This window comes from Herbiconiux oxytropis (genome assembly GCF_024979315.1).
GTDB classification, from domain to species: Bacteria; Actinomycetota; Actinomycetes; order Actinomycetales; family Microbacteriaceae; genus Herbiconiux; species Herbiconiux oxytropis.
This window is the reverse complement of the sequence record NZ_JANLCK010000015.1, coordinates 1-22,604: the sequence shown is the minus strand read 5'-3', so window position 1 is coordinate 22,604 and position 22,604 is coordinate 1. Positions and strand designations below refer to the sequence as shown.

Sequence of the window (22,604 nt, the reverse complement as noted above, 5' to 3'; positions counted from 1 at the left end):
AGGAACTGACATGACCAACAAGCTCGGAGTCCACGCCCTCGTCTTCTCCGGCGGCACCACGCCCGCCGAGGTCGACTACATCATCGGCGAGACCAAGAAGGCCGGCTTCGACCTGCTCGAGCTCTCGCTGCACGATGCCGCGAACCTCGACGTGCCCGCGGCCCGTGCCGCGCTCGACGCCGCCGGCCTCGGCATCGTCACCTCGCGCGGGCTCGCCTTCGCCGCCGACGTCTCCTCGGACGACCCGGAGGTCGTCGCGAAGGGCGCGACGCTGCTGCACGACTCGCTGCAGATCACGCACGGGCTCGGCGGCACCCACTTCACCGGCGCCCTCTACTCGGCGCTCGGCAAGTACGGTCACGCCCTCTCGGCCGCCGGGCGCGCCAACGTGGTGTCGACCCTCAAGGACCTCGCCGTCGAGGCCCAGGGCCTCGGCATGACACTCGGGCTCGAGATCTGCAACCGCTACGAGACCAACGTCATCAACACGGCGGCGGATGCGCTGCGCCTGGCCGACGACATCGGTCACGACAACGTGCTCATCCACCTCGACACGTACCACATGAACATCGAGGAGGACGACCTCGTGCGGCCCGTGCACCTCGTGGGCGACCGCCTCGGCTACGTGCACATCGGCGAGAACCACCGCGGCTACCTCGGCTCGGGGCACCTCGACTTCGGCGCGTTCTTCCACGCCCTCGCCGACATCTCCTACGACGGCCCGATCACGTTCGAGTCGTTCTCGTCGGCCGTGGTGTCGCCCACGCTCTCGAACGACCTCGCCATCTGGCGGAACCTCTGGAACGACGGCCCGGCGCTCGCGGCGCACTCGCACCGCTACCTCTCGAACATCATCGAGGGAACCCGTGCCGCGGTCTGAATCCGAACCGCGCACGGCGGTGCCCGCCGGTCGTGCTGAGCCGTCCATCGCGGGGCTCGACGAGCTCGCGGAGCGGGCGCTCGGGCTCGTGCGGCCGGGGCAGCGGGTCATCCTGGGCATCGCCGGATCGCCCGGGGCCGGCAAGACCACCCTGGCCAGCCAGCTGGCCGCGCGGGTGAACGAGCTGAGTGCCGCCGCCGGCGGGCCCGGCGCCCCGTTCGCCGCGCACGTGCCGATGGACGGCTACCACCTCGCCGAGTCGACCCTCCGGCGTCTCGGCCGGGCCGACCGCAAGGGCGCCCTCGACACGTTCGACGGCTGGGGCTTCGTGGCGCTGCTCCGCCGGCTGGTGGCCGAGACCGATCACACGGTCTACGCGCCGAGCTTCGACCGTGCCATCGAGGAGCCGATCGCGGGCGAGATGGCGGTCGAGCCGGCCACGCAGCTCGTGGTCGTGGAGGGCAACTACCTGCTCGTCGACGACGGGCCGTGGGCGCTCGTGAAGGGCCTGCTCTCGGAGTCCTGGTTCTGCGAGACCCCGGACGAGGTGCGGGTCTCCCGCCTCGTCGTGCGGCACGAGATCGGCGGTCGCACCCCCGAGGCCGCCCTCGCCTGGGCCGAGACCGTCGACGGCAGGAACGCCCTCCTCATCGAGTCGACGGCCCCCCGCGCCGACCTCCTCATCTCGGGCATCACGGGCGCAATGCTCTAGCCCCATCTGCCGAGACGTCACTTTCCACACATCCGCACCGCGGGTGGCGTGAGAAGTGACGTTTCGGCGGAGGGTCGAGGTGGGTAGGGTCTGAGGATGCAGGGGCAGGGGTTCGTGGTGCGACGCACCACGGAGGAGGACTGGCGCGAGGTGCGGGCGCTGCGGCTCGAGATGCTCGCCGACACCCCGCTGGCCTACCTCGAGACCCTCGGGCACGGCGAGCGCCGCTCGGAGGCCGAGTGGCGTGCCTGGGCGCGCGGCGGCTCCTCGGAGGAGTCGATCACGGTGGTCGCCATCGTCGATGAGGGCTCCGCGGCCGGGCGGTGGGTGGCCACGATGATGTCGAAGGTGCCGGCCGGCGCCTCGGGCGCCCACCTCTTCGGCGTCTATGTGGCCCCCTCGCACCGCGGCCCGGCGGGAGTCACCGACGCGCTCCTGGACCGCATCGAGGCCTGGGCGGCCACCCGCGGCGACACGCTCACCCTCGAGGTGCACGAGCACAACCCCCGCGCCCGCGCCGCCTACCGCAAGCGCGGCTTCGTGGAGACGGGCCGCACCTCCCCCTACGCCCTCGACCCCACCCAGCGCGAGATCGAGATGCGCAAGTCCCTCCGCTGACGGGGGTCCGGTATAACGGCGGAAATGCGCGACACCGACCCCGTATAGGCGCCCGGTGTCGCTCATGTCGACCGTTACGCCTCCTTGACGTCGAGATGGCCGTGGAGGGCGTCGCGGACGAAGGCCGCGCCGGCGGTGCCGCCGTAGTGGGCGGCGAAGCGGGGGTCGGCAGCGTAGAGGTCGGCGAGGCCTCGGGCGTAGGCGGCGAAGGCCTGCGGGCCGGCTTCGGCCGCGCCGGGCGTGCCGGGTGCTCCCGGCACCGAGGCGAGCCACTCGAGGTGGCGGCGGGCGAGCTCCTGGGCGGCCGGGCCGGCGGGGTCCGCGTCGGGGGCGGCGGCCGCCGCCTGCCAGTCGGCGTTGAGGGCGGCGAGACGCTCGGTGAATGTCCTCCGGCCGTCCTGGCCCAGGGACTTCCACCACGCGTCGCCCTCGGCATAGGCCGCAGCGCCCCAGCGCTCCGTCACCTCCGCCTCGTGCCGGGTGTGGTCGAAGCCGTCGAACATGGTCGCGGGCATGAGCTGTCCTCCTTCTCTCAGGGTGTCGATGGTGCGGCGCACGGAGGCGCGCTGGCGAGCCAGGCGGTCGTGCTCGGCCGACAGGAGCTCCAGGTGGCGCTCGAGCGCGACGACGGGCGGCTCCGATCCCTCGAGCACCGAGGCGATCGCGGGCAGCCCGAGTCCGAGCCCGCGCAGCAGCAGCACACGCTGCAGCCGCACGAGCGCCGAGGCGTCGTAGTAGCGGTAGCCGTTCGAGCCCACCCTCGACGGCGGCACGAGCCCCACGGCGTCGTAGTGCCGCAGGGTGCGGCTCGTCACCCCGGCGTGCCGGGCGAGCTCCTGGATGCTCCATTCGGTCATGGCACCCACGCTACGAGTTGACGCAGCGTCAAGGTCAAGAGGAGAGAAGAAGATCAGTCCAGCGGATCGGCGCCGCCGCCCACCGCGATCCCGCCGGTCTCCGGCACCTCCACCGCGAGCACGCTCGGCCGGCCGACGTGCCGCCCCTGGTGCACGAGCACGCGTGCCGGCGCCCGCACCGCCCCGAGCTCGCGCAGGTACCCGCCGAGCGAGGCGGCCGCCGATCCCGTCGCGGGATCCTCCGTGATGTCCCCGACCGGGAACAGGTTGCGCGCCTCGACCTCGAGCGACCCCGCACCGGGCCCCGCCGCGGCCGGGAGCAGCACGACCGTCACCGTGCCCTTCCAGCCCTGCTCGTCCATCAGCGCGCGCACGGCCCCCGGGTCGAACGCGAAGGCATCGAACACGGCCTCGGAGGCGAGCGGCACCACGGGATGCCGGTTGCCGGCGAACGCCTCCCGCACCGGCCAGCGGGGGTCGAGATCCGCCGCCGTGAGCCCGAGCAGCCCGAGGAGGCGCTCCTCGACGCCCGCCGGCAGCATCCGCACCGACGGCTCGACGCTCACGAACGACGCCACGAGACCCGAGGCCGCCCTGGAGGCGGCACCGGCCGAACCTCCCGACGCCTCCCCCGGGGCCGTCGTCACCGCGATGGCCCCCACCTCGGTCTCGAGCACGAACGCGCCGACCCCGCGGTCGGCCGCGAGCAGCACCGACGTCGCGATCGTCGCGTGCCCGCAGAACGGCACCTCGGCATCCGGCGAGAAGTAGCGCACCCGCACGTGCCGCGGATCGCCGTCGATCGCCGGCTCGGTCACGAAGGCCGTCTCCGAGAAGCCGACCTCGGCGGCCACGGCGAGCATCCGCTCGTCCGAGAGCCCCGACGCATCGAGCACGACACCCGCGGGGTTGCCGCCCCCGGGCTCGGCAGCGAAGGCGGAGAGGCGGCGGATGTCGAGGTCGCGATCCGGATCGGGGCTGCGGCCGGTCGTCGAGTCGTCCATGGCCACATCGTGCCAGCCCTCCGCCCGCCCCGGCAACGGCCACCCGGCCCTCCGCGGCCCCCCGCGCCCCCCTCAGCAGAGCGCGGAAGGAGTAGTAACGTCGGAGCATGCCACGGATCGGAACCAGCGACCTCGACGTCTTCCCCCTGTCTCTCGGCGGCAACGTGTTCGGCTGGACCGCCGACCGCGAGGAGTCCCTCGCCATCCTCGATGCCCACGCCGAGGGCGGCGGCGACTTCATCGACACCGCCGACACCTACATGGCGAGCGTGCCCGGCCTCAAGGGCGGCGAGTCCGAGACCATCATCGGCGAGTGGTTCACGAGCCGCGGGTCGCGCGACAGCACGGTGCTCGCCACGAAGGTGTCCCGGCATCCGGAGTTCCCGGGCCTCGGCGCCGCGAACATCGCCGCGGCCGCCGACGCATCGCTCGCCCGCCTGCAGACCGACCGGATCGACCTCTACTGGGCCCACTACGAAGACCCCGAGACCCCCCTCGAGGAGACCGCCGAGGCCTTCGACACGCTCGTGCGGGCCGGTAAGGTGCGGTACATCGGCCTCTCCAACTTCGCGATCGAGACCATCGAGCGCTACCTCGAGATCGCGGATGCGCACGGCTGGGCCCGCCCCGTGGCCCTGCAGCCGCACTACAACCTCGTGCACCGGAACGACGTGGAGGAGAACTGGGCGCCGCTCGCCGAGCGCGAGCAGCTCTCGCTCATCCCGTACTACGCGCTCGCGAGCGGATTCCTCACCGGCAAGTACCGCGAGAAGGACGACCACGAGGGCGCCGTGCGCGCGAAGGCCGCCACGAAGTACGTGAGCCCGCAGGGCCTCGCCGTCGTCGACGCGCTCGAGGAGATCGGCCGTGCGCACGACGCCTCGATCGCCACGACGGCCCTCGCCTGGCTGAAGGCCAAGCCCACCGTCGCCGCCCCCATCGCGAGCGCGAGCCGCGTGGGCCAGGTGGCAGACCTCGTGGCCGTGGGCCGCGTCGACCTCACCGCCGACGAGGTGGCCCGGCTCGATGAGGTGTCGGCCTGGGATCCCTCTGCCGGGGAGCCCACGGCATGACACCGCCGTTCGGCCGCCGCCGCACCCCGAAGCAGGAGCAGCAGCCCTACACCCCCACCCCCGCCGCTCCCGACGCCGAGGGAGCGGTGGCCTCCCGCCGAGCGTTCCTCAAGGCCGCCGCGGTCGGAGCCGCGGGCGCCGCGGCGGGCGGGCTCGCGGGCGCCTCGATCGGAGTGGGCGTCTACGCCCAGGAGTCGAGCCTCGACTTCGCGGCCGAGAAGGCCGAGGCCAAAGTCGGCTTCGAGCACCTCGTGGTGATGATGTACGAGAACCGCTCGTTCGACAACGTGCTCGGCTGGCTCTACAAGAACGAGGAGCTGAAGAACGGGCAGTCATTCGAGGGCCTGCACCAGGGCGACCACTCCAACCCCATCCCGGGCACCGACAAGGTCGTCAAGGCGCGCCCCTACTCGGGTTCGACCGACGAGATCATGTCGAGCCCGGATCCGGACCCCGGTGAGGAGTACCCGCACGTCAACACCCAGCTCTTCCAGCGGGTGGACCCCGAGGGCAACGCCGACCTGCACGCGAACGGGCTGCAGTACCCCTACAACGCACCGGAACCGGGCGACACCCCCACGATGAAGGGCTTCGTGGAGGACTACTTCGTCAACTACCGCCACATCACCCGCAATCGCGAGACCCCCACCGAGAAGGATGCCGAGCGCGCGATGGGCGGGTTCACCCCCGAGATGCTCCCGGTGTTCTCGACCCTGGCGAAGGAGTTCGCCGTGTTCGACCACTGGTTCAGCGCGGTGCCCTCGCAGACCTTCTGCAACCGCGTGTTCTTCCACGCCTCGACCTCGCACGGCTTCGTGACCAACAAGGGCGAGGGCGGCTACGACAAGTGGCTCGACGTGCCGCCGGAGGAGTCGACCACCATCTTCAACCGCCTCGAGGAGGCCGGCCTCACCTGGCGCGTCTACTACGACGCCGCCCAGCTCGTCTCCATGACGGGAGTGCTGCACGCGCCCGCCCTCGAGCCGTACTGGAAGACCAACTTCCGGGTGATGGAGCAGTTCTACGACGACGTGGAGAACGGGAACCTGCCCGACTACGCCTTCATCGAGCCGCGGATGGTCTACAACCACAACGACATGCATCCGCCGGTCGGGGTGCTGCGCGAGAGCGACGACGGAGCCGACGACGGCGGTCTCGTGATCGACGGCGCCGTGTCGGATGCGCGGGCCGCCGACGCCCTGCTGCACGCCGTCTACTCCGCCATCCGCTCGAGCGACGCACCGCAGGGCTCGAACGCGATGAACACGATGCTGTTCGTGACCTTCGACGAGCACGGTGGCACCTACGACCACGTGCCCCCGCCCCGGGCCACCCCGCCGCGCACGGGCGACGCGGGCGAGATGGGCTTCACCTTCGACCGGTTCGGCTGCCGGGTGCCGGCCATCGCGATCTCGGCCTACACCGCGAAGAACACGATCATCAACGAGCAGATGGACCACGGCTCGGTGATCTCGACGCTCACGAAGCTGCACGGCCTGAAGCCGCTCACCCGCCGCGACGTGAAGTCGCACCACATGTTCGGCGCCATCAACCTCACGACGCCGCGGCCGGCGACCCAGTGGCCGCAGACCCTGCCGCAGTACACGCCGCCGAACCCGGAGGTGAGCTTCGACACGTCGAGCGCCGACCACAAGGTCAAGCCGATCTCGAACCCCGCCAAGGGACTGCTCGGCATCCTGATGGCGAAGTACGGCGACCCGGACACCGAAGAGCCCGAGACCTACGGCGAGGCCTTCGCCGCGCTCATGCAGACCCAGAACGCGCAGGGGCAGCTCTTCGGCACCCTCGACTCGGTCGACGGCACCCCCACCCCCGCTCCTACCCCGAAGCCCTGACTGCCGAACCGTCACTTTCCACGCTTCCCGGGCGGGAGAAGTGTGGAAAGTGACGGTTCGGCAGAGGGTTAGGCGCCTACGAGCTTCGAGGCGAGGTAGGGGACCAGGCGATCGAGCGAGATGCGCTCCTGGGCCATGGAGTCGCGCTCGCGCACCGTGACCGCGTTGTCGTCGAGGCTGTCGAAGTCGACGGTGATGCAGAACGGGGTGCCGATCTCGTCCTGCCGGCGGTAGCGGCGGCCGATGGCTCCGGCGTCGTCGAAGTCGACGTTCCAGTTCTGGCGGAGGTCGGCGGCGAGCTTCTTCGCGAGCGGCGAGAGCGCCTCGTTGCGGGAGAGCGGCAGCACGGCGGCCTTGACGGGCGAGAGCCGCGGGTCGAGCTTCAGCACCGTGCGCTTGTCGACGCCACCCTTGGTGTTGGGCGCCTCGTCTTCGTGGAACGCGTCCACGAGGAACGCCATGAGCGAGCGGGTGAGGCCGGCGGCCGGTTCGATCACGTACGGGGTCCACCGCTCGTTGGTGGTCTGGTCGAAGTACGACAGGTCGGTGCCCGAGGCCTTCGAGTGCGTCGTCAGGTCGAAGTCGCCACGGTTGGCGACACCCTCCAGCTCACCGAACGCCGAGCCCTGGAAGCCGAACTTGTACTCGATGTCGACCGTGCGCTTGGAGTAGTGCGAGAGCTTCTCCTTGGGGTGCTCGTAGAGCCGGAGGTTCTCGGGGTCGATGCCGAGGTCGGTGTACCACTGGAAGCGCTGGTCGATCCAGTACTGGTGCCACTCCTCGTCCTCCCCGGGCTTGACGAAGAACTCCATCTCCATCTGCTCGAACTCGCGGGTGCGGAAGATGAAGTTGCCGGGCGTGATCTCGTTGCGGAAGCTCTTGCCGATCTGGCCGATGCCGAACGGCGGCTTCTGCCGGGAGCTGTTGAGCACGGCGTTGAAGTCGACGAAGATGCCCTGGGCGGTCTCGGGCCGCAGGTAGTGCAGGCCGCTCTCGTCGTCGATCACGCCGAGGAAGGTCTTGAGCAGGCCCGAGAACTGGCGCGGCTCCGTCCACGACCCGGGCTGGCCGGTCTCGGGGTCGCGGATGTCGGCGAGGCCGTTCTCCGGCGGGTGGCCGTGCTTCTCCTCGTAGGCCTCGAGCAGGTGGTCGGCGCGGTAGCGCTTGTGGGTGTGCAGCGACTCCACGAGCGGGTCGCTGAAGACCTCGACGTGGCCGGAGGCCTCCCAGACCGCCTTGGGCAGGATGACGGCCGAGTCGAGTCCCACGACGTTGTCGCGCGACTGCACCATGAACTTCCACCACTGGCGCTTGATGTTCTCCTTGAGCTCCACGCCGAGGGGCCCGTAGTCCCACGCCGAGCGGGTTCCGCCGTAGATCTCCCCCGTCGGGAAGACGAAGCCGCGGCGCTTCGCGAGGGCGATGACAGAATCGAGACGGGATGCAGGCATGAGGTGGGCTCCGATATCTCCGCGCGGCCGGCTGCTCGCGCTGGATCAGCGACAATTCTAATCGGAGCGGTCGAACCGCCCGGACCCGCGGGGTGGACAGGAGCCTCTATGAACGGCTGGGACTGGCTGCTGGCGCTGCGCATCGTCGACGGCCCCTTCCTCTGGGGCACCTACGTGCTCGCCGCCGCCGTCTTCATCTACCTCCTGGTGCGCCCGCCCTCCCGGCACTGGCTCGTGACCGCGGCGAGCGCCCTCGTGGGCGGATCGCTCGCCGCCCTCGCCGTCACGTTCGTGATGCAGGATCTGCTCGACCTGTTCAACTCACCCATGGCCATCACCGCACGGCTCTGGATCGTGCTCGCCGGAGCATCCGTCGCCCTCGCGTTCGTGAACCTCCGCCGTTCCCGCTGGTGGCGGAAGGTGATCGCCGTGTGGGCGATCGGGCTGTTCGCCTGGACGGCGACGCTCGGCATCTCGGCCGACTTCGGCATTCTGAAGAACCTCGGCGACCTGCTCGACATCTCGATCGAGCAGCCGCTCGACGTCTCCGGGCTCGCCCCGCACTCCACGAACCCGCCAGGGCCCCTCGCCGCGAGCTGGCAGCCGCCCGCCTCGATGCCGACCACGAGCACGCACGGCTCGATCCCCATCCCGGCCTCCGACCCCTCGTTCGAGCCCCGCGACGCGATCGTGTACCTGCCGCCGGCGGCGCGGCTCCCGGATGCCCCGGCCCTGCCCGTGGTCGTCTTCCTGAGCGGGCAGCCGGGGGCGCCGGACGTGGCCGACGTCGGTGCGGTGCTCGACCGGTTCGCCGCGCGCCACGAGGGCCTCGCCCCGATCGTGGTGTCGGTCGACCAGCTCGGCGGATCGGGCACGAACAACCCGCTCTGCGTCGACGGCTATCAGGGGGATGCCCTCAGCTACGTCAACCGCGACGTGCCGGCCTTCATCTCCTCGACCTTCAACGTGCTGCCCTCGCGCACCGACTGGACCATCGCGGGGTTCTCCAACGGCGGCGAGTGCAGCATCGCCTCTGGCGCGGCGTTCCCTGAGGTCTGGGGCAGCATCGTCGACATCTCCGGCGAGCTCGAGCCCGACCTCGGCGGCGACGACGGCGACACCCTCGAGATCGGCTTCGGCGGCGACCAGGCGGCCTTCGACGCGGCCAAGCCGCTGACCATCCTGGCGGCGGGAGCCTCCGATCCGGCAGTCGCCGCGCTCTACGCCGACACCATCGCGGTGTTCGCCGACGGCTCCGACGACGAGCCCTACCTCGGCTACTCGCGCATCCTGCACGCCGCGGCGGCGGAGGCGGGGATGCAGTCGCACCTCGTGGTCTCGCCAGGCACCGGGCACGAGTCGGCGACCATCGAGTACGGTTTCACGCGCGCCTTCGAGCTGCTGTACCCGCGATGGGGGCTCGCGCGAGGCGAGTGATGCACAGAATGCGAAGGAGCGAGGCCGTATGGCCCGCCGCTCCGACGCAGACTGTGCAATATTCGGAAGATGGAGACTGCCGCATGACCGAGCCGGTCACCCTCACCTCGCTCCCGCTCGCCGGAATCGCCCTCGCCGTCGTGGCTGCCCTTCTGCTCTCGCTCGGCAACGAGCTGCAGTCGCGCGGGGTCGGCAAGGTCTCCGCGCAGGGCGAGGCGACGGGCCTCGGCCTGAAACAGGTCAAGCGGCTCATGCGGAGCCGGGTGTGGCTGCTCGGCACGCTCTCGCTCGGCGCCGCCATCCTCGTGCAGCTGGCGAGCCTCTCGCTGGCGCCGCTCATCGTGGTGCAGCCCGTGGGCGTCACGGCGCTCGTGTTCGCCGCCCTCCTCACCGCCTGGGCCACCAAGAGGCTGCCCACCAAGCGGGTCGTCCGCGCCATCCTCATCTGCATCGCGGGTGTCGGCGTGTTCGTGGCGGTGGCGGCCGTGGTGTCGAAGCAGCGGCCCATCCGCGACGAGCAGCTGATCGCGATCCTGATCGTGCTCGCGGTGGTGCTGCTGGCGATCGCGGCCGTGTTCGTGGTGTCGCGCGTGCGCAAGAAGCCCGTGCACCCGATCCTGCACGTCTTCGCGGGAGGCATCCTGGCCGGCTTCGTGGCGTCGCTCGGCAAGACCGTCATCCTGCGCGTGCAGAGCGCGCTCTCGGAGCTCGGGGAGGAGTTCCGGTTCGACTCGGGCATCGTGCTCACGCTGCTGTGCCTCCTCGGCATCATCGTGGGAGGCGGGCTCTCGATCTACTTCGTGCAGCTCTCGCACGTGGAGTCGAAGCCCGAGGTCGTCGTGGCCGGGCTCACCGTGATCGACCCCGTGGTGGCCGTGGTGCTCGGCATCGTCATCCTGGGCGAGGCGGCGGGTGCGCCGCTGTGGTCGATCTTCGTGTTCGTGCTGGCGGGGGCCGTGGCCATCGCCGGGGTGTTCCTGCTCTCCCGGGCGCAGAACAAAGACGATCGGCTGGCCGCCGAGGCGTCGTCGTGAGCCGCGGGCTCTCGTCGTACGTGGCCGACGAGGGCTGCCTGGACGGCATCGGGGAGTAGGGCTCGGGCTAGGAGGCCTTCGTGGACCTCTTCGCGGGCGCCTTCTTGGTGGCGGCGGGCTTGGTGGCGGCGGGTTTCTTGGCGGGAGCCTTCTTGGCAGGAGCCTTCTCGGCGACGGGCTTCTTCACGTTCGAGGTGACACCCTCGTCTTCGTCGTCACTCTTCTTCGCCGGCGCCTTCTTCTCCGGAGCCTTCTTCTCGGCAGATCCGCCGCCACGGCTCTTGTCGACCGAGCGCTTCAGCGCCTCCATGAGGTCGAGCACCTCGCCGCCGCCGTCCCCCTCGCCGGGCTCCCGGCCGAAGGTCTCGTCGGTGTCCATCGCGTCGCCCTGGGCGAGCTTGGCCTCGATGAGCGTGCGCAGCTGCTCCTGGTAGTCGTCGGTGAACTTCTCGGGCGCGAAGTCGGTGGCGAACTGGTCGACGAGCGACATCGCCATCTCGAGCTCCTGCGACGACACCTTCGTGGGCTCGTCGAGCGCGGGGAAGGCGGCCTCGCGCACCTCGTCGTCCCAGAGCAGCGCCTGCAGCACGAGCACGTCGCCGCGCACGCGCAGGGCGCCCAGCCGCGTCTTCTGCCGGAGCGCGAAGTGCACGATGGCGGTGCGGTCGGTCGACTCGAGGGTCTTGCGGAGCAGGGCGTAGGCCTTGGGCGACTTCGAGTCGGGCTCGAGGAAGTAGCTCTTGTCGAGCATGATCGGATCGATCTGCTCACTCGGCACGAACTCGACGACCTCGATCTCGCGGCTGCGCTCCTCGGGGAGCGACGCCAGGTCGTCCTTGGTGAGGATGACGGTGCGCTCGCCGTCGTCGTAGGCGCGCGCGATGTCGGCGTAGTCGATGATCGTGCCGTCGATCTCGCACCGGCGCTGGTAGCGGATTCGCCCGCCATCGGCCTCGTGCACCTGGTGCAGCGAGATGTCGTGGTCCTCGGTGGCGCCGTAGACCTTCACGGGCACGTTGACGAGACCGAACGTGATGGCGCCCTTCCAGATGGATCGCATGATCCATTCAACCGCGAAAGCGGGTGTTCCGACCCCATCGATTCGGAGCAGGATGGAGGCATGGCGGGCAAGGGCAGCGGCGAGCAGACCGTCTCGGTCGGCGGCCACCGGCTGCGCATCTCGAACCTCGACAAGGTGCTCTACCCCGAGACCGGCACCACGAAGGCGGATGTCTTCCGCTACTACGCGACCATCGCCTCCACCCTCATCCCGCACGCCCGCAACAGGCCGGCCACTCGCAAGCGCTGGGTGCACGGCGTCGGAACGCCCGACTGGGAGGCTCCGGTGTTCTTCCAGAAGAACCTCGACGAGGGCACGCCCGACTGGGTGCGCCGGGTGCCGATCGAGCACTCGGATCACGTCAACGAGTATCCGCTCGTCAACAACGCCGCGACGCTCGCATGGTTCGCGCAGATCGCGGCCCTCGAGATCCACGTTCCGCAGTGGCGGGTCGATGCGCACGGGCGCCGGAAGAACCCCGACCGGTTCGTGATCGACCTCGACCCGGGAGACGGCGCCGGGCTCGAGGAGTGCGTGGAGGTGGCGGGGCTCGCACGTTCGCTCCTGGTCGGGATGGGGCTCGATCCGGTGCCGGTGACCTCGGGGAGCAAGGGCATCCACCTGTATGCGCCGCTCGACGGGCGGCAGACCTCGGACGAGGTGTCGGCGGTCGCGCACGAACTGGCACGCGCGCTCGAGGCCGACCACCCCGCACTCGTGGTGAGCGACATGAAGAAGACCAAGCGCAGGGGAAAGGTGCTCGTCGACTGGAGCCAGAACAACGGCAACAAGACCACGATCTGCCCCTATTCGCTGCGCGGGCGGCTGCGGCCGACGGTGGCGGTGCCGCGCACGTGGGAGGAGATCCAGTCGCCGGGGCTCCGGCAGCTCGAGCTCGAGGAGGTGCTCTCGCGGGTCGCCTCGCAGGAGGATCCACTTGCGGCGAGCGCCGTGGAGCCCGGATCGGTGGAGGCGCCGGGCGGGGTGTGGCACTCGGATCGCGGGGCCGACGAGCAGGAGGAGGCGCACCCGGAGGGTGGGGCGGGAGCGGGCGGCGGCTCCGGCTCGGGCGGCGGCTCCGGATCCGGACCGGGCGGCGGCTCCGATCGGCTCGCCGTCTACCGCTCCAAGCGCGACGGCTCGAAGACGCCCGAGCCCGTGCCCCACGCGGCCCCCGAGCCCACCTCGGGCCGGAGCTTCGTCATCCAGGAGCACCACGCGCGCCGGCTGCACTGGGACTTCCGGCTCGAGCACGACGGGGTGCTCGTGTCGTGGGCCCTGCCGAAGGGCGTTCCGGATGACCCGGGGCAGAACCACCTCGCGGTGATGACCGAGGACCACCCGCTCGAGTACGGCTCGTTCGAGGGCACCATCCCGGCCGGGGAGTACGGCGCCGGGAAGGTCGTCATCTGGGACTTCGGCGACTACGAGCTCGAGAAGTGGCGCGACGGCAAGGAGGTCATCGTCACGCTGCACGGGCAGCCCTCCGGCGGTCTCGGCGACCCACGGAAGGTCGTTCTCATCCACACCGGAGGCCGCGACTCGGCGGCGGCGAAGAACTGGCTCATCCACAGGATGGTGCCGAAGGAGGGGGCCGCTGCCGCTGCCGCCCGCGGGGGGAATCGACGGAGCCGCGACGTGGAGGCGGGTTCGGGCTCCGTCGACTCCGACCGGGGGCCCCAGACCCCGTCGACCCCGTCGGCGGCGGGCGGGCGGCGGTCGGTGGCGCCGATGCTCGCGTCGGCGGCGACCCCGCTCGAGCTCCACGACGACCAGGAGTGGGCGTTCGAGATGAAGTGGGACGGGATCCGGGCCGTCATCGACATCGACCAGGGCGATGTGCGCATCCGCACCCGCAACGGCAACGACGTCACCGCCGCCTACCCCGAACTCGTCGAGGCGCTCGCGGCCTCGCACCCCGGCCGGTCGATGGTGCTCGACGGCGAGATCGTGGCACTCGACTCCCGAGGGCGCCCGAGCTTCGGCCGGCTGCAGCAGCGGATGGGCCTCCGCAAGCCCCGCGAGGTCGAGGCCGCCCGGGCGAGGACCAAGGTCGACCTGATGCTGTTCGACCTGCTGGAGCTCGATGGCGAGCCGCTGGTGAACCGGCCCTGGACCTCGCGTCGGCGCATCCTGGGCGAGACCCTGCCCGAGAGCGACGGCCCCGTGCACGTGCCGCCGGTGTTCGACGGCGACCTCGAGCACGCCGTGGCTGCGAGCCGCGAACTCGGCCTCGAGGGTGTGATGGCCAAGCGCCGGGAGAGCCGCTACTCGCCCGGGCGGCGCTCCCGCACCTGGCTCAAGATCAAGCACACGGCCACCCAGGAGGTCGTGGTGGTGGGCTGGCGGCCAGGCAAGGGCCGTCGGGCGGCCCAGGTGGGCTCGCTGCTGCTGGCGGTTCCGGATGCCGAGGGCACCCTGAACTACGCCGGTCGCGTGGGCACGGGGTTCAGCGAGCGCGACCTCGAGGAGGTGACGGCGCGGCTCGCCAGGATGGAGCGCAAGACCCCGCCGCTGGCCGACGTGCCCGCCGTCGACGCGCGCGACGCCCGCTGGGTGACACCTCGGCTCGTGGGCGAGGTGGAGTTCGCCGAGTGGACGGACACGGGCCGGCTGCGGCAGCCCTCGTGGCGGGGCTGGCGGCCCGACAAGGCGGCGGCCGACGTGGTGCGGGAGTGAGCCGGGCGGGCGAGGCCGTGCACATCCGTGCAAGTCCTGGCCGCGGCCCGGAGCCGGTGGTAGCTTCGCGACAGGAGCCACTGCAGACACATCGGGCTCAGACATCGAGGAGGATCTCATGACCGAGAAGCGTGCACACGACGGCGAGCGCGACGGCGAGTACACCGACACCGAGGCCGACGACGTGAAGGTGCCGGAGCCCGAGTCGGGCGAGTACACCGACAGCGAGATCCCGGGCGAGGAGTAGCCTCCCGGGCATGCAGGCTTCGCTGGGAGTCCCTCGAAGCCTGCATGGTAAGCTGACCGCAAGTTTTCGTCGTTGTTCGTCTCATCCGGGTGGCACTGCCCCCGCCGAATCGTGAGGGGGTCTCGCATGGGGCGTGGCCGTCAAAAAGCCAAGCACACGAAGGTCGCGCGCGAGCTGAAGTACTTCAGCCCCGACACGAACTATTCGGCGCTCGAGCGCGAACTCACCGGGGCCCAGGCGGGCGAGCCGGACTACTCGAAGTGGATCGAGGACGACGACGATTCGGACGACGCGTTCGAGCCGACGGACGAGCAGAAGCTCGCCTAGGCAGCAGCTCTCCTGCTGTCACGACGGCTGCAGCTGATCGTTCTCGGCGAGCGTGCGGACCTGCGGGGTTCAGGATCCTGGATCGGCCTGGGGCTCGTGCTCTTCGACGTGCTCCGCGGCGACCGTGCGCGCGCGACGGCGGCTGAAGCGGTCGATGACGAGCGCCACGACGGCCGCGAGTCCCACACAGATCGCCACGATGAACAGGCCGGTGAAGCCGAGCACCTGGAATCGCGTGAAATCGTCCTGCTCGGGGAACGAGAAGGTGAGCACCACCGACACGATGACGCCGACCGCGAGGCCCACCGCCATGAAGCGGTAGTAACGCGGGGCACGGCGCACCGAGACGGTGTCGACGGTCTCGCTGCCGGGGCGGGTCTCGGGCTGGTCACTCACCCCTCCATTGTCGCTCACACGGCTGGGTGCCTGGTGCGCGTTCTGGATGGCGGGCGCGCGTTCTGGATGGCGGGTGCGCTCCGCTCAGAGCCGCACCGGCACGTGGCCCGAGAGGTCGGCCCGCTGGCCCGAGGCGCTGATGCGGGCTGAGGCACGGCCGTCGGCCCAGCTCAGGTGACCGGTGGCGAGCTCGATCCAGGTGCGCGCATCCATCTCGACCACGTTCGGCGGTGTGCCCCTGGTGTGCCCGGGGCCCTCGATGCACTGCACCGCACCGAACGGCGGCACGCGCACCTCCACCGAATTGCCCTCGGCACCGTCGGCGAGCGCCTGCAGGAGGTAGCGCACCGCGGTGGCCCGGATGTCGCGGCTCGCGCCCTCGAAGTCGGCTCGCGCCGTCTGAACCGCGGCCGCTCCCGCCGCCGCGTCGATCCTCGCCTTCGCCATGCCTCCACGCTACCCGGCGGGCGGGGGAGAGCGGATCGGTAGGCTGGGCGGGTGAAGATTCTCGTTCTGGGTTCGGGTGCGCGCGAGCACGCCATCATCACCGCACTGCTGCGGGAGGGCGACGCGCACGAGGTGCTCGCCGCTCCGGGGAACGCCGGCATCGAGGCCGACGTGCCGGTGGTGGCCGACCTCGACGTGAACGATCCGGCGGCCGTCACCGAGTTCGTGCTCGCCGACGACGTGCAGTTCGTGGTGATCGGACCCGAGGCCCCGCTCGTGGCCGGTGTCGCCGACGCCCTCCGCACCCGCGGCATCCCCGTGTTCGGGCCGAGCCGGGAAGCCGCCGCCCTCGAGGGCAGCAAGGCCTTCGCCAAGCGCATCATGGACGCCGCCGGTGTGCCCACGGGAGGCGCCCGCACCGCGAGCACCCTCGCCGAGGCCGAAGCCGCCCTCGCCGACCTCGGAGCCCCCTACGTGGTGAAGGCCGACGGCCTCGCCGCAGGCAAAGGCGTGCTCGTGACCGACGACCTCGCGGCCGCCACGGCCCACGCCCGGCACTGGCTCGAGCACGGCGACGTGCTGATCGAGGAGTTCCTCGACGGCGACGAGGTCTCGCTTTTCCTCGTCTCGGACGGCCACTCCGTCGCCCCGCTCTCGCCCGCCCAGGACTACAAGCGCCTGCTCGACGGCGACCTCGGCCCCAACACCGGCGGCATGGGCGCCTACTCGCCGCTGCCGTGGCTCGACGAGCGCTTCGGCAGCGAGGAGGCCTTCGTCGACGAAGTCATCGAGACGGTCGCGCTCCCCACCATCCGGCAGCTGGCCGCCGAGGGCACGCCCTTCATCGGACTGCTCTACTGCGGGCTCATCCTCACCCCGAACGGCATCCGCGTGATCGAGTTCAACGCACGCTTCGGCGACCCCGAGACCCAGGTGGTGCTGCCGAGGCTCCGCACTCCCCTCTCGGAGCTGCTCTTCGCGGCGTCGACGGGAACGCTCGGCGACGAGCCTCGGCCCGTCTTCAGCGACGACGCCGCCATCACGGTCGTGCTCGCGAGCGAGAACTACCCCGGATCCCCCGTGACCGGCCGCGTGATCACCGGTCTGTCGACTGCCGTGGGCGCGGAGGGCGTCTCGGTGATGCACGCGGCGACGGATCGGGACACGAGCGGCGGCGAGGCCGTCATCCGGGCCACGGGTGGCCGGGTGCTGAACGTGGTGGCCACCGCACCGGCGGGCGACTTCTCGCTCGCGCGCGACCGGGCCTACGGGGTGCTCGCGGGCATCGGGCTCGAGGGCTCGCAGCACCGGAGCGACATCGGCGCGAAGGTGGTGTCGGCGTGAGCGGCCTCGGCTCGGCCACAGCGCTCGACGGCTGGAAGCACGTCTACAGCGGGAAGGTGCGCGACCTGTACGTGCCGGAGGCAACCGAGGCCGGCACCGCGCCTGCTGCGCTGCTCGTGGTCGCGAGCGATCGGGTGAGCGCGTTCGACCACGTGCTCGAGCCCGGCATCCACGGCAAGGGCGAGCTCCTCACCACGCTCAGCCGCTGGTGGTTCGAGCGCCTGCCGGTGCCCAACCACCTCGTCGACGACGCCTCCGGGCTGCCCGCGGTGCCGGCATCCGTGGCCGGGAGGTCGATGGTGGTGCGCTCGCTCGACATGTTCCCGATCGAGTGCGTGGTGCGCGGTTACCTCTCCGGCAGCGGCTGGAAGGAGTACCAGGCCATGCAGAGCGTGTGCGGCGTGCCCCTGCCCTCGGGGCTCGCCGACGGCGACCGGCTGCCCGAGCCCATCTACACCCCCGCCTACAAGGCGCCGCTCGGTGAGCACGACGAGAACATCACGTTCGAGAAGACCGTCGAGCTCGTGGGGCTCGAGGATGCCACGGCGCTGCGCGACCTGTCTCTCGAGGTCTACGCCAGGGCCTCGGCCATCGCGGAGGCACGCGGCGTCATCCTCGCCGACACCAAGTTCGAGTTCGGGCGCGATGCCGCGACCGGGGCCATCACGCTCGCCGACGAGGTGCTCACGAGCGACTCGAGCCGGTACTGGGACGCCTCGGCCTACGACTCCGGCGAGCGCACGGCGAGCTTCGACAAGCAGATCGTGCGCGACTGGCTCTCCGCCAACTGGGACGGGACGGGCGTGCCCCCGACGCTGCCGCACGAGATCGTGGAGAAGACGGTGCTGCGGTACCGGGAGCTGCTGGAGCGGCTGACCGGGGAGTAGGTGACGATGTCGGTGGTGGGGGCTAGCGTCTGATCATGGACGTCATTCTGATTGCAGGTTTCTGGCTCACCGGCGAGTCGTGGAGCGAGGTGGCCCCCGGCCTCCGCTCCGCCGGCCTCACCGTGCACACCCCCACGCTCGAGGGCCTGTCGTCGGTCGATGACGATCGCAGCGGGGTCACCCTCGCGACGCACATCGCCGAGGTCGTGGAGCTCGTCGACGAGCTCACGGCCGACGGCGGGCAGGTCGTGCTCGTCGGGCACTCCGGCGGCGGCGCCGTCATCCACGGGGCGGTGGATGCGCGACCAGGCAAGGTCGCGCGCAGCATCTACGTCGACAGCTGGCCCACCGCCCACGGCATGGCCATCAACGAGTCGCTCGAGGCCGAGGGCTCCGACGTGCCGCTGCCCGACTGGTCGTCGTTCGGCGACACCGACCTGTTCGACCTCACCGACGAGCAGCGGGAGTGGTTCCGCTCCATCGCCGTGCCGCAGCCGGTGGGCGTGGCCCGCTCGCCGCAGCAGCTCTCCGACACCGGGCGGTTCGACGTGCCGATCACGCTCATCGCCACCACCTTCACGAAGGAGGAGGTGGGGGAGTACGTCGGGTCGGGGCACCCGATGTTCGCCGAAATCGGGAGCATCCGGTCGGTCGACGTGGTCGAGATCCCCACGGGGCACTGGCCGCAGTTCACCCGGCCGGCGGAGCTGGCGGGGGCGATCGTGGGGGCTGTGGGGTAGGGGGCGCTGCCTGACGGGCGTTCGCGGCTCGGGGTGGTGGTGGTCCGGGGTGGACTTTCCGGTCGCGTTGCTTCCCGCATCCGCTTCGCGGACGCCCGCCAGACCCGGCCTGCAACGCGACCGGAAAGCCCACCCCGCACCACCACCTGCCGTGGGCGGGGGGAAGCTCGTCGGTGGGGGTCAGGGGGGTCAGGTGGGGGCGTCTATGGCCTTGGCCACCACTCGGGCCATGGGCTTGCGGATGACGTGGTCGCTGGCGTTGACGACGTGGGTCGTGACGCCGCGCATCCGGCCGATGATGGCGACGTTCTCGGGCACGAGGAACTCGTCGAAGCGGCCGTAGACGACCTCGACCGGGTGGTCGACCCTGGCCAGGTCGCTCACGACCGTCTGGGACTCGATGCAGTGCTCGAGCGACTTCACGAAGGGGGTCCAGGTGTCCTCCGTGATCTCCATCACGTGCTCGATGGGGAGCAGCCTCGAGACGAGGGCCGCGTGGGCCAAGGTGAACTCCTTGTTGGCGCGCAGGTACTGGTAGGCCTGCAGGTAACCGGTCATCTTCAGGCGCGTGAGCGGATCGCCGATCTCCGAGGGCGAGAGGTAGACGGGCGGACTCACGAGGACGAGCTTGGCGAGGTGCGAACCGTGCGTGGCCGCGTACCGCGTGGCGATCAGGCAGCCCAGCGAGTGACCGACGAGGATGAACGGCTCGTGCAGATGCAGGGAGCGGATGGTGTGGGCGACCGCCGCGACGTGCTCCTCGAGGGTGTACTCGGCGTGCTCAGGGCGGGGCGAGGATCCGAAGCCCAGGAGGTCGATCGCGATCACGCGGTGGGTGGGCTCGATCAGCGGCATCACGTAGGTGAAGGTGCTCGACGACGAGGCGATGCCGTGGATCATGACGACGACGGGGCCGGGTTTGGCCGGCTGCCCGCTCCGGTCGTGCTCATCCGGGGCCGGCTCGTGCGGGGCCGGCTCGCCCGTGTCGCGCACGACATGGAGCAGTGGCGCCCGCTGGTCGATGAGGCCTTCGACGAGGTCGTGGAGTCGGGACATCTCCCTACTGTGCCAGGGAGTCAGCTCTGTGTGGAGGCCCAATCGGCCACCCGACGCGCGCTCTCGGCCGGTGAGAGGTCTTCGACACGGGTCATGATCGACCAGCGGATGCCGAACGGGTCGAGCAGCGACGAGAACCGGTCACCCGTGACGAAGGTCGCGGGGCGCTCGCGCACCATGGCACCGGCCGCCTCGGCTCGAGCGGTGACCGCATCGACGTCGGGCACGTAGAGCGCGAGGGAGTAGGGGTGGCCCGCGTCCGGATCGAGGGCGACGAGGCCGTAGGCGGGGAGGGGATCGCTGAGGGTGAGCATGCCGGTGCCGAGGTCGAGGACGGCGTGGGCGATGAGGTCGGCGGAGGGCGGGGCATCCGGGGCGTCGGGTGAGTCGGGGGCCGGGGCATCCGGGGCCTCGGGTGAGTCGGAGGCCGGGAAGCGCGTGACGTCGACGAGCGTGGCGCCGAACGCGTCGCGGTAGAACTCGAGGGCGGCCGCGGCCGGAGTCACCACGATGTGCGGTGTGAGCGAGGTCGAGCCGTGCGGCGTGCCGTGGGTGGTGTGCTCGCCGTCGGCGGCGAGGGCTTCGTTTTCGGTGGTCATGACGCCAGGCTAGGCAGTGCGGCCGTCGGCGTCTTGAACTTCTGCGACAGCCGGGCGGCAGGCCGAGCAGGCGGAGGAGGACGACGATGACCGACGGATCGCCCGCCTCGCGCGGGCACCTCAACCCCGGCGAGGAGGGGGTGGAGTTCGACCGGTTCGAGCTCGGGCCGGCGCCCGGACTCGCCGAGCTGGTGCGGCACGTCTGGGTGGCGCGGTGGAGCGTCCCCGAGGGCGAGACGCGCGAGCAGCGCATGGTCACCTACCCCGCCTTCAACGTCGTGATGCAGCCCGAGGGGGCCATGCTCGCGGCCCCCGATCCGAAGCTCTCGGTGGTGTCGCTGCAGGGCGACTCGTGGGTCGTGGGAGTCCTCTTCCGCCCGGCGGCCGGGCCGGTGCTCTGCGGCAGCGCGCACCCGCGCGACCTGCTGGGCCTCGGCGTGCCCTATGACGGCGCCCCCGTGAGGGACGTCGCGGCGGCCATGGAGGAGACGGATGCGGTGGCGAGGCGACGACGGCTGATCGCGGTGCTGCGAGCGTGGCTCGTGCCGCTCACCGGAGAGGTCGGAGAGCGTGGGCGGCTGATGAATCGCGTGGGGGCGCTGGCCGAGGGCGACGACGGGATCCTGCGGTCGTCGCAGCTGGCGGAGGCCTCCGGGCTCGGGATCCGGGCTCTCGAGCGACTCGTGGCGGACTTCGTGGGCGTGAGCCCGAAGTGGCTGATCGAGTGCCGACGGATTCAGTGGGCGGCCACGACGCTGCACGCCGGGGCCGGCACCGACTTGAGTGCGCTGGCTGCGGCCCTCGGCTACGCGGACTACTCGCACTTCTCGCGGCGGTACGTGTCGCTGCTCGGGGAGACACCGGAGGCCACCCGGCGCCGTGGGGGTTCGGCGGGCTAGACCACGGGGCATCGGACGACGAGGCATCAGACGATGACGCGGTGGAGGATGGTGCGCTCGACGAGGGTCCAGGCGGTGGTGACGAGCAGGTAGAGGGTCGCCGCCAGCGGGACGAAGGCGGCGAAGATCACCGTGATGAGCGGCAGCCAGCTCAGCAGGCGGGCTGCCGAGCCGCCGGGAGCCAGCGCGGCCAGGGCCGGTGGGGTGGTGGCGGAGGGGGTGACGCCCGTCGCATCCGCTGCCTGGATCCGGAGCGTGAGACGGCGGGAGAGCAGCGCCACCACGGCGATGAGCGCGAGCAGCAGGCCGGCGACGAGCAGAGTGAGGCCGGCGGTCGCGGCGCCGGCGGTCGCGGCGCCGGCGCCGGCGCCGGTTGCGATTGCGGTCAGTGCGGTTTCGAGCGCCGAGGCGAAGCTCGTGCCGAGCGGAGCTCCCGCGAGGGTGTCGGCGAGCAGGAGGTTGGCGTGGCCGTTGATGGTGGGGACGAGGAAGAGGCCGTAGATGATCGTGAGCACCGGGGCCTGGATGAGCAGGGGTAGGCAGCCTGCCAGCGGCGAGGCGTTCTCCTCCGCGTAGAGCGCCATGGTCTCGCGCTGGAGGCGCTCGGGGTTCGAGCCGTGGCGTGAGCGGAGGAGGGCCAGGCGGGGTGCGAGTCTCCGTCGCATCCGGGCGGCGCGTGACTGGGAGAGGCCGACGGGGATGAGGGCGGATCGGACGAGCAGGGTGATGAGCACGATCGCGAGCGCCGATGCACTCGCTCCGGCGAAGGGCTCGATGAGGTCGGACAGCGCTCGAACCACCGCAGAGGCGGCGTCGAGCAGGGCGGCGATGGGGCCGAAGGCGTAGATGTTCATGGGGTTGCTCCTTGCGATACGGAAGAGGGGGACCGTGTGATCGCGAGAGGAGTCCGCCGGCGTGCGGGCGGCTGTCGGGCGGTGCCTGCCGGGCGGGCGGCGCGTGCCTGCCGGGCCGGCGGCGCGTGCCTGCCGCGCGGGCGGGCC

23 protein-coding genes are annotated in these 22,604 nt (G+C 71.1%); 14 read left to right on the top strand and 9 right to left on the bottom strand.

What is annotated here, in order from left to right; translation table 11 throughout:
• Positions 1–10 precede the first annotated feature (10 nt).
• The 3 genes from N1028_RS18165 (at position 11) to N1028_RS18155 (ending at position 2,210) form a co-directional block, all read left to right on the top strand.
• The gene (locus tag N1028_RS18165; RefSeq protein WP_259530887.1) at positions 11–880 is read left to right on the top strand and encodes a sugar phosphate isomerase/epimerase family protein; all 870 of its coding nucleotides are present in this window, start codon (positions 11–13) and stop codon (positions 878–880) included.
• A complete protein-coding gene (locus N1028_RS18160; RefSeq protein WP_259530886.1) occupies positions 867–1,592 on the top strand; it encodes a nucleoside/nucleotide kinase family protein in 726 nt (241 codons plus the stop codon). The genes N1028_RS18165 and N1028_RS18160 overlap by 14 nt, the downstream gene beginning before the upstream one ends.
• Positions 1,593–1,688: 96 nt before the next feature.
• Entirely contained in the window at positions 1,689–2,210 is a 522-nt protein-coding gene (locus tag N1028_RS18155) for a GNAT family N-acetyltransferase (RefSeq protein ID WP_259530885.1), read from the top strand.
• A gap of 74 nt (positions 2,211–2,284) precedes the next feature.
• Here the strand turns inward: N1028_RS18155 and N1028_RS18150 are convergent, their stop codons facing one another.
• A complete protein-coding gene (locus N1028_RS18150; protein WP_259530883.1) occupies positions 2,285–3,067 on the bottom strand; it encodes a MerR family transcriptional regulator in 783 nt (260 codons plus the stop codon).
• A gap of 53 nt (positions 3,068–3,120) precedes the next feature.
• The gene (locus tag N1028_RS18145; RefSeq protein WP_259530882.1) at positions 3,121–4,071 is read right to left on the bottom strand and encodes a PhzF family protein; all 951 of its coding nucleotides are present in this window, start codon (positions 4,069–4,071) and stop codon (positions 3,121–3,123) included.
• Positions 4,072–4,178: 107 nt separating this feature from the next.
• Between N1028_RS18145 and N1028_RS18140 the strand changes: the two genes are divergently transcribed.
• Both N1028_RS18140 and N1028_RS18135 read left to right on the top strand, forming a co-directional pair.
• Positions 4,179–5,144 (top strand): aldo/keto reductase, encoded by a 966-nt coding sequence (locus tag N1028_RS18140; protein WP_259530881.1) that lies wholly within the window; start codon positions 4,179–4,181, stop codon positions 5,142–5,144.
• On the top strand, positions 5,141–7,000 hold the full coding sequence (locus N1028_RS18135) for an alkaline phosphatase family protein (RefSeq protein ID WP_259530880.1): 1,860 nt from the start codon (positions 5,141–5,143) through the stop codon (positions 6,998–7,000). The genes N1028_RS18140 and N1028_RS18135 overlap by 4 nt, the downstream gene beginning before the upstream one ends.
• Before the next feature lie 68 nt (positions 7,001–7,068).
• On the opposite strand, the gene N1028_RS18130 is transcribed toward N1028_RS18135, so the two are convergent.
• Entirely contained in the window at positions 7,069–8,451 is a 1,383-nt protein-coding gene (locus tag N1028_RS18130) for a glycine--tRNA ligase (RefSeq protein WP_259530879.1), read from the bottom strand.
• A gap of 108 nt (positions 8,452–8,559) precedes the next feature.
• Here N1028_RS18130 and N1028_RS18125 point away from each other — a divergent pair, with 108 nt between their 5' ends.
• Positions 8,560–9,888 carry an alpha/beta hydrolase-fold protein gene (locus N1028_RS18125; protein ID WP_259530877.1) on the top strand — a complete coding sequence of 443 codons (1,329 nt, stop codon included), beginning with the start codon at positions 8,560–8,562 and terminating at the stop codon, positions 9,886–9,888.
• A gap of 83 nt (positions 9,889–9,971) precedes the next feature.
• On the top strand, positions 9,972–10,922 hold the full coding sequence (locus tag N1028_RS18120; protein ID WP_259530875.1) for a DMT family transporter: 951 nt from the start codon (positions 9,972–9,974) through the stop codon (positions 10,920–10,922).
• Between the two features lie 67 nt (positions 10,923–10,989).
• Here N1028_RS18120 and ku read toward each other — a convergent pair whose 3' ends face one another.
• Positions 10,990–11,982 (bottom strand): non-homologous end joining protein Ku, encoded by a 993-nt coding sequence (gene ku, locus N1028_RS18115; protein ID WP_259530874.1) that lies wholly within the window; start codon positions 11,980–11,982, stop codon positions 10,990–10,992.
• A gap of 60 nt (positions 11,983–12,042) precedes the next feature.
• Here ku and N1028_RS18110 point away from each other — a divergent pair, with 60 nt between their 5' ends.
• The 3 genes from N1028_RS18110 (at position 12,043) to N1028_RS18100 (ending at position 15,235) form a co-directional block, all read left to right on the top strand.
• Entirely contained in the window at positions 12,043–14,661 is a 2,619-nt protein-coding gene (locus N1028_RS18110) for an ATP-dependent DNA ligase (RefSeq protein ID WP_259530873.1), read from the top strand.
• Between the two features lie 118 nt (positions 14,662–14,779).
• Positions 14,780–14,908: a hypothetical protein gene (locus N1028_RS18105; RefSeq protein WP_259530872.1), complete on the top strand. Its 129-nt coding sequence runs from the start codon at positions 14,780–14,782 to the stop codon at positions 14,906–14,908.
• 126 nt (positions 14,909–15,034) lie between these two features.
• Complete coding sequence (locus N1028_RS18100) at positions 15,035–15,235, top strand: DUF3073 domain-containing protein (protein ID WP_259530870.1); 201 nt, start codon at positions 15,035–15,037, stop codon at positions 15,233–15,235.
• 69 nt (positions 15,236–15,304) lie between these two features.
• Here N1028_RS18100 and N1028_RS18095 read toward each other — a convergent pair whose 3' ends face one another.
• Both N1028_RS18095 and N1028_RS18090 read right to left on the bottom strand, forming a co-directional pair.
• Positions 15,305–15,631 carry a hypothetical protein gene (locus N1028_RS18095; protein WP_259530867.1) on the bottom strand — a complete coding sequence of 109 codons (327 nt, stop codon included), beginning with the start codon at positions 15,629–15,631 and terminating at the stop codon, positions 15,305–15,307.
• An 84-nt stretch (positions 15,632–15,715) separates the two neighbouring features.
• Positions 15,716–16,078 (bottom strand): sterol carrier family protein, encoded by a 363-nt coding sequence (locus N1028_RS18090; RefSeq protein WP_259530866.1) that lies wholly within the window; start codon positions 16,076–16,078, stop codon positions 15,716–15,718.
• A gap of 51 nt (positions 16,079–16,129) precedes the next feature.
• Between N1028_RS18090 and purD the strand changes: the two genes are divergently transcribed.
• From purD to N1028_RS18075, 3 genes are read left to right on the top strand one after another with little or no spacing between them, the layout of a single operon-like run.
• Positions 16,130–17,422, top strand: a complete 1,293-nt coding sequence (purD, locus tag N1028_RS18085; protein ID WP_259530865.1) for a phosphoribosylamine--glycine ligase — start codon at positions 16,130–16,132, stop codon at positions 17,420–17,422.
• Positions 17,419–18,309 (top strand): phosphoribosylaminoimidazolesuccinocarboxamide synthase, encoded by an 891-nt coding sequence (locus N1028_RS18080; RefSeq protein WP_259530863.1) that lies wholly within the window; start codon positions 17,419–17,421, stop codon positions 18,307–18,309. Before purD ends, N1028_RS18080 begins: the two co-directional genes overlap by 4 nt.
• 35 nt (positions 18,310–18,344) lie before the next feature.
• Complete coding sequence (locus N1028_RS18075; RefSeq protein ID WP_259530862.1) at positions 18,345–19,049, top strand: alpha/beta fold hydrolase; 705 nt, start codon at positions 18,345–18,347, stop codon at positions 19,047–19,049.
• Between the two features lie 189 nt (positions 19,050–19,238).
• On the opposite strand, the gene N1028_RS18070 is transcribed toward N1028_RS18075, so the two are convergent.
• Together N1028_RS18070 and N1028_RS18065 are read right to left on the bottom strand one after the other, a co-directional pair.
• Positions 19,239–20,105, bottom strand: coding sequence for an alpha/beta fold hydrolase (locus tag N1028_RS18070; protein WP_259530861.1), 867 nt, complete (start codon positions 20,103–20,105; stop codon positions 19,239–19,241).
• Positions 20,106–20,125: 20 nt separating this feature from the next.
• Positions 20,126–20,704: a VOC family protein gene (locus N1028_RS18065; protein WP_259530860.1), complete on the bottom strand. Its 579-nt coding sequence runs from the start codon at positions 20,702–20,704 to the stop codon at positions 20,126–20,128.
• 86 nt (positions 20,705–20,790) lie between these two features.
• Here N1028_RS18065 and N1028_RS18060 point away from each other — a divergent pair, with 86 nt between their 5' ends.
• On the top strand, positions 20,791–21,603 hold the full coding sequence (locus N1028_RS18060; protein WP_259530859.1) for an AraC family transcriptional regulator: 813 nt from the start codon (positions 20,791–20,793) through the stop codon (positions 21,601–21,603).
• A 26-nt stretch (positions 21,604–21,629) separates the two neighbouring features.
• Here N1028_RS18060 and N1028_RS18055 read toward each other — a convergent pair whose 3' ends face one another.
• Positions 21,630–22,457: a YidC/Oxa1 family membrane protein insertase gene (locus N1028_RS18055; RefSeq protein WP_259530858.1), complete on the bottom strand. Its 828-nt coding sequence runs from the start codon at positions 22,455–22,457 to the stop codon at positions 21,630–21,632.
• Between the last annotated feature and the right edge of the window lie 147 nt (positions 22,458–22,604).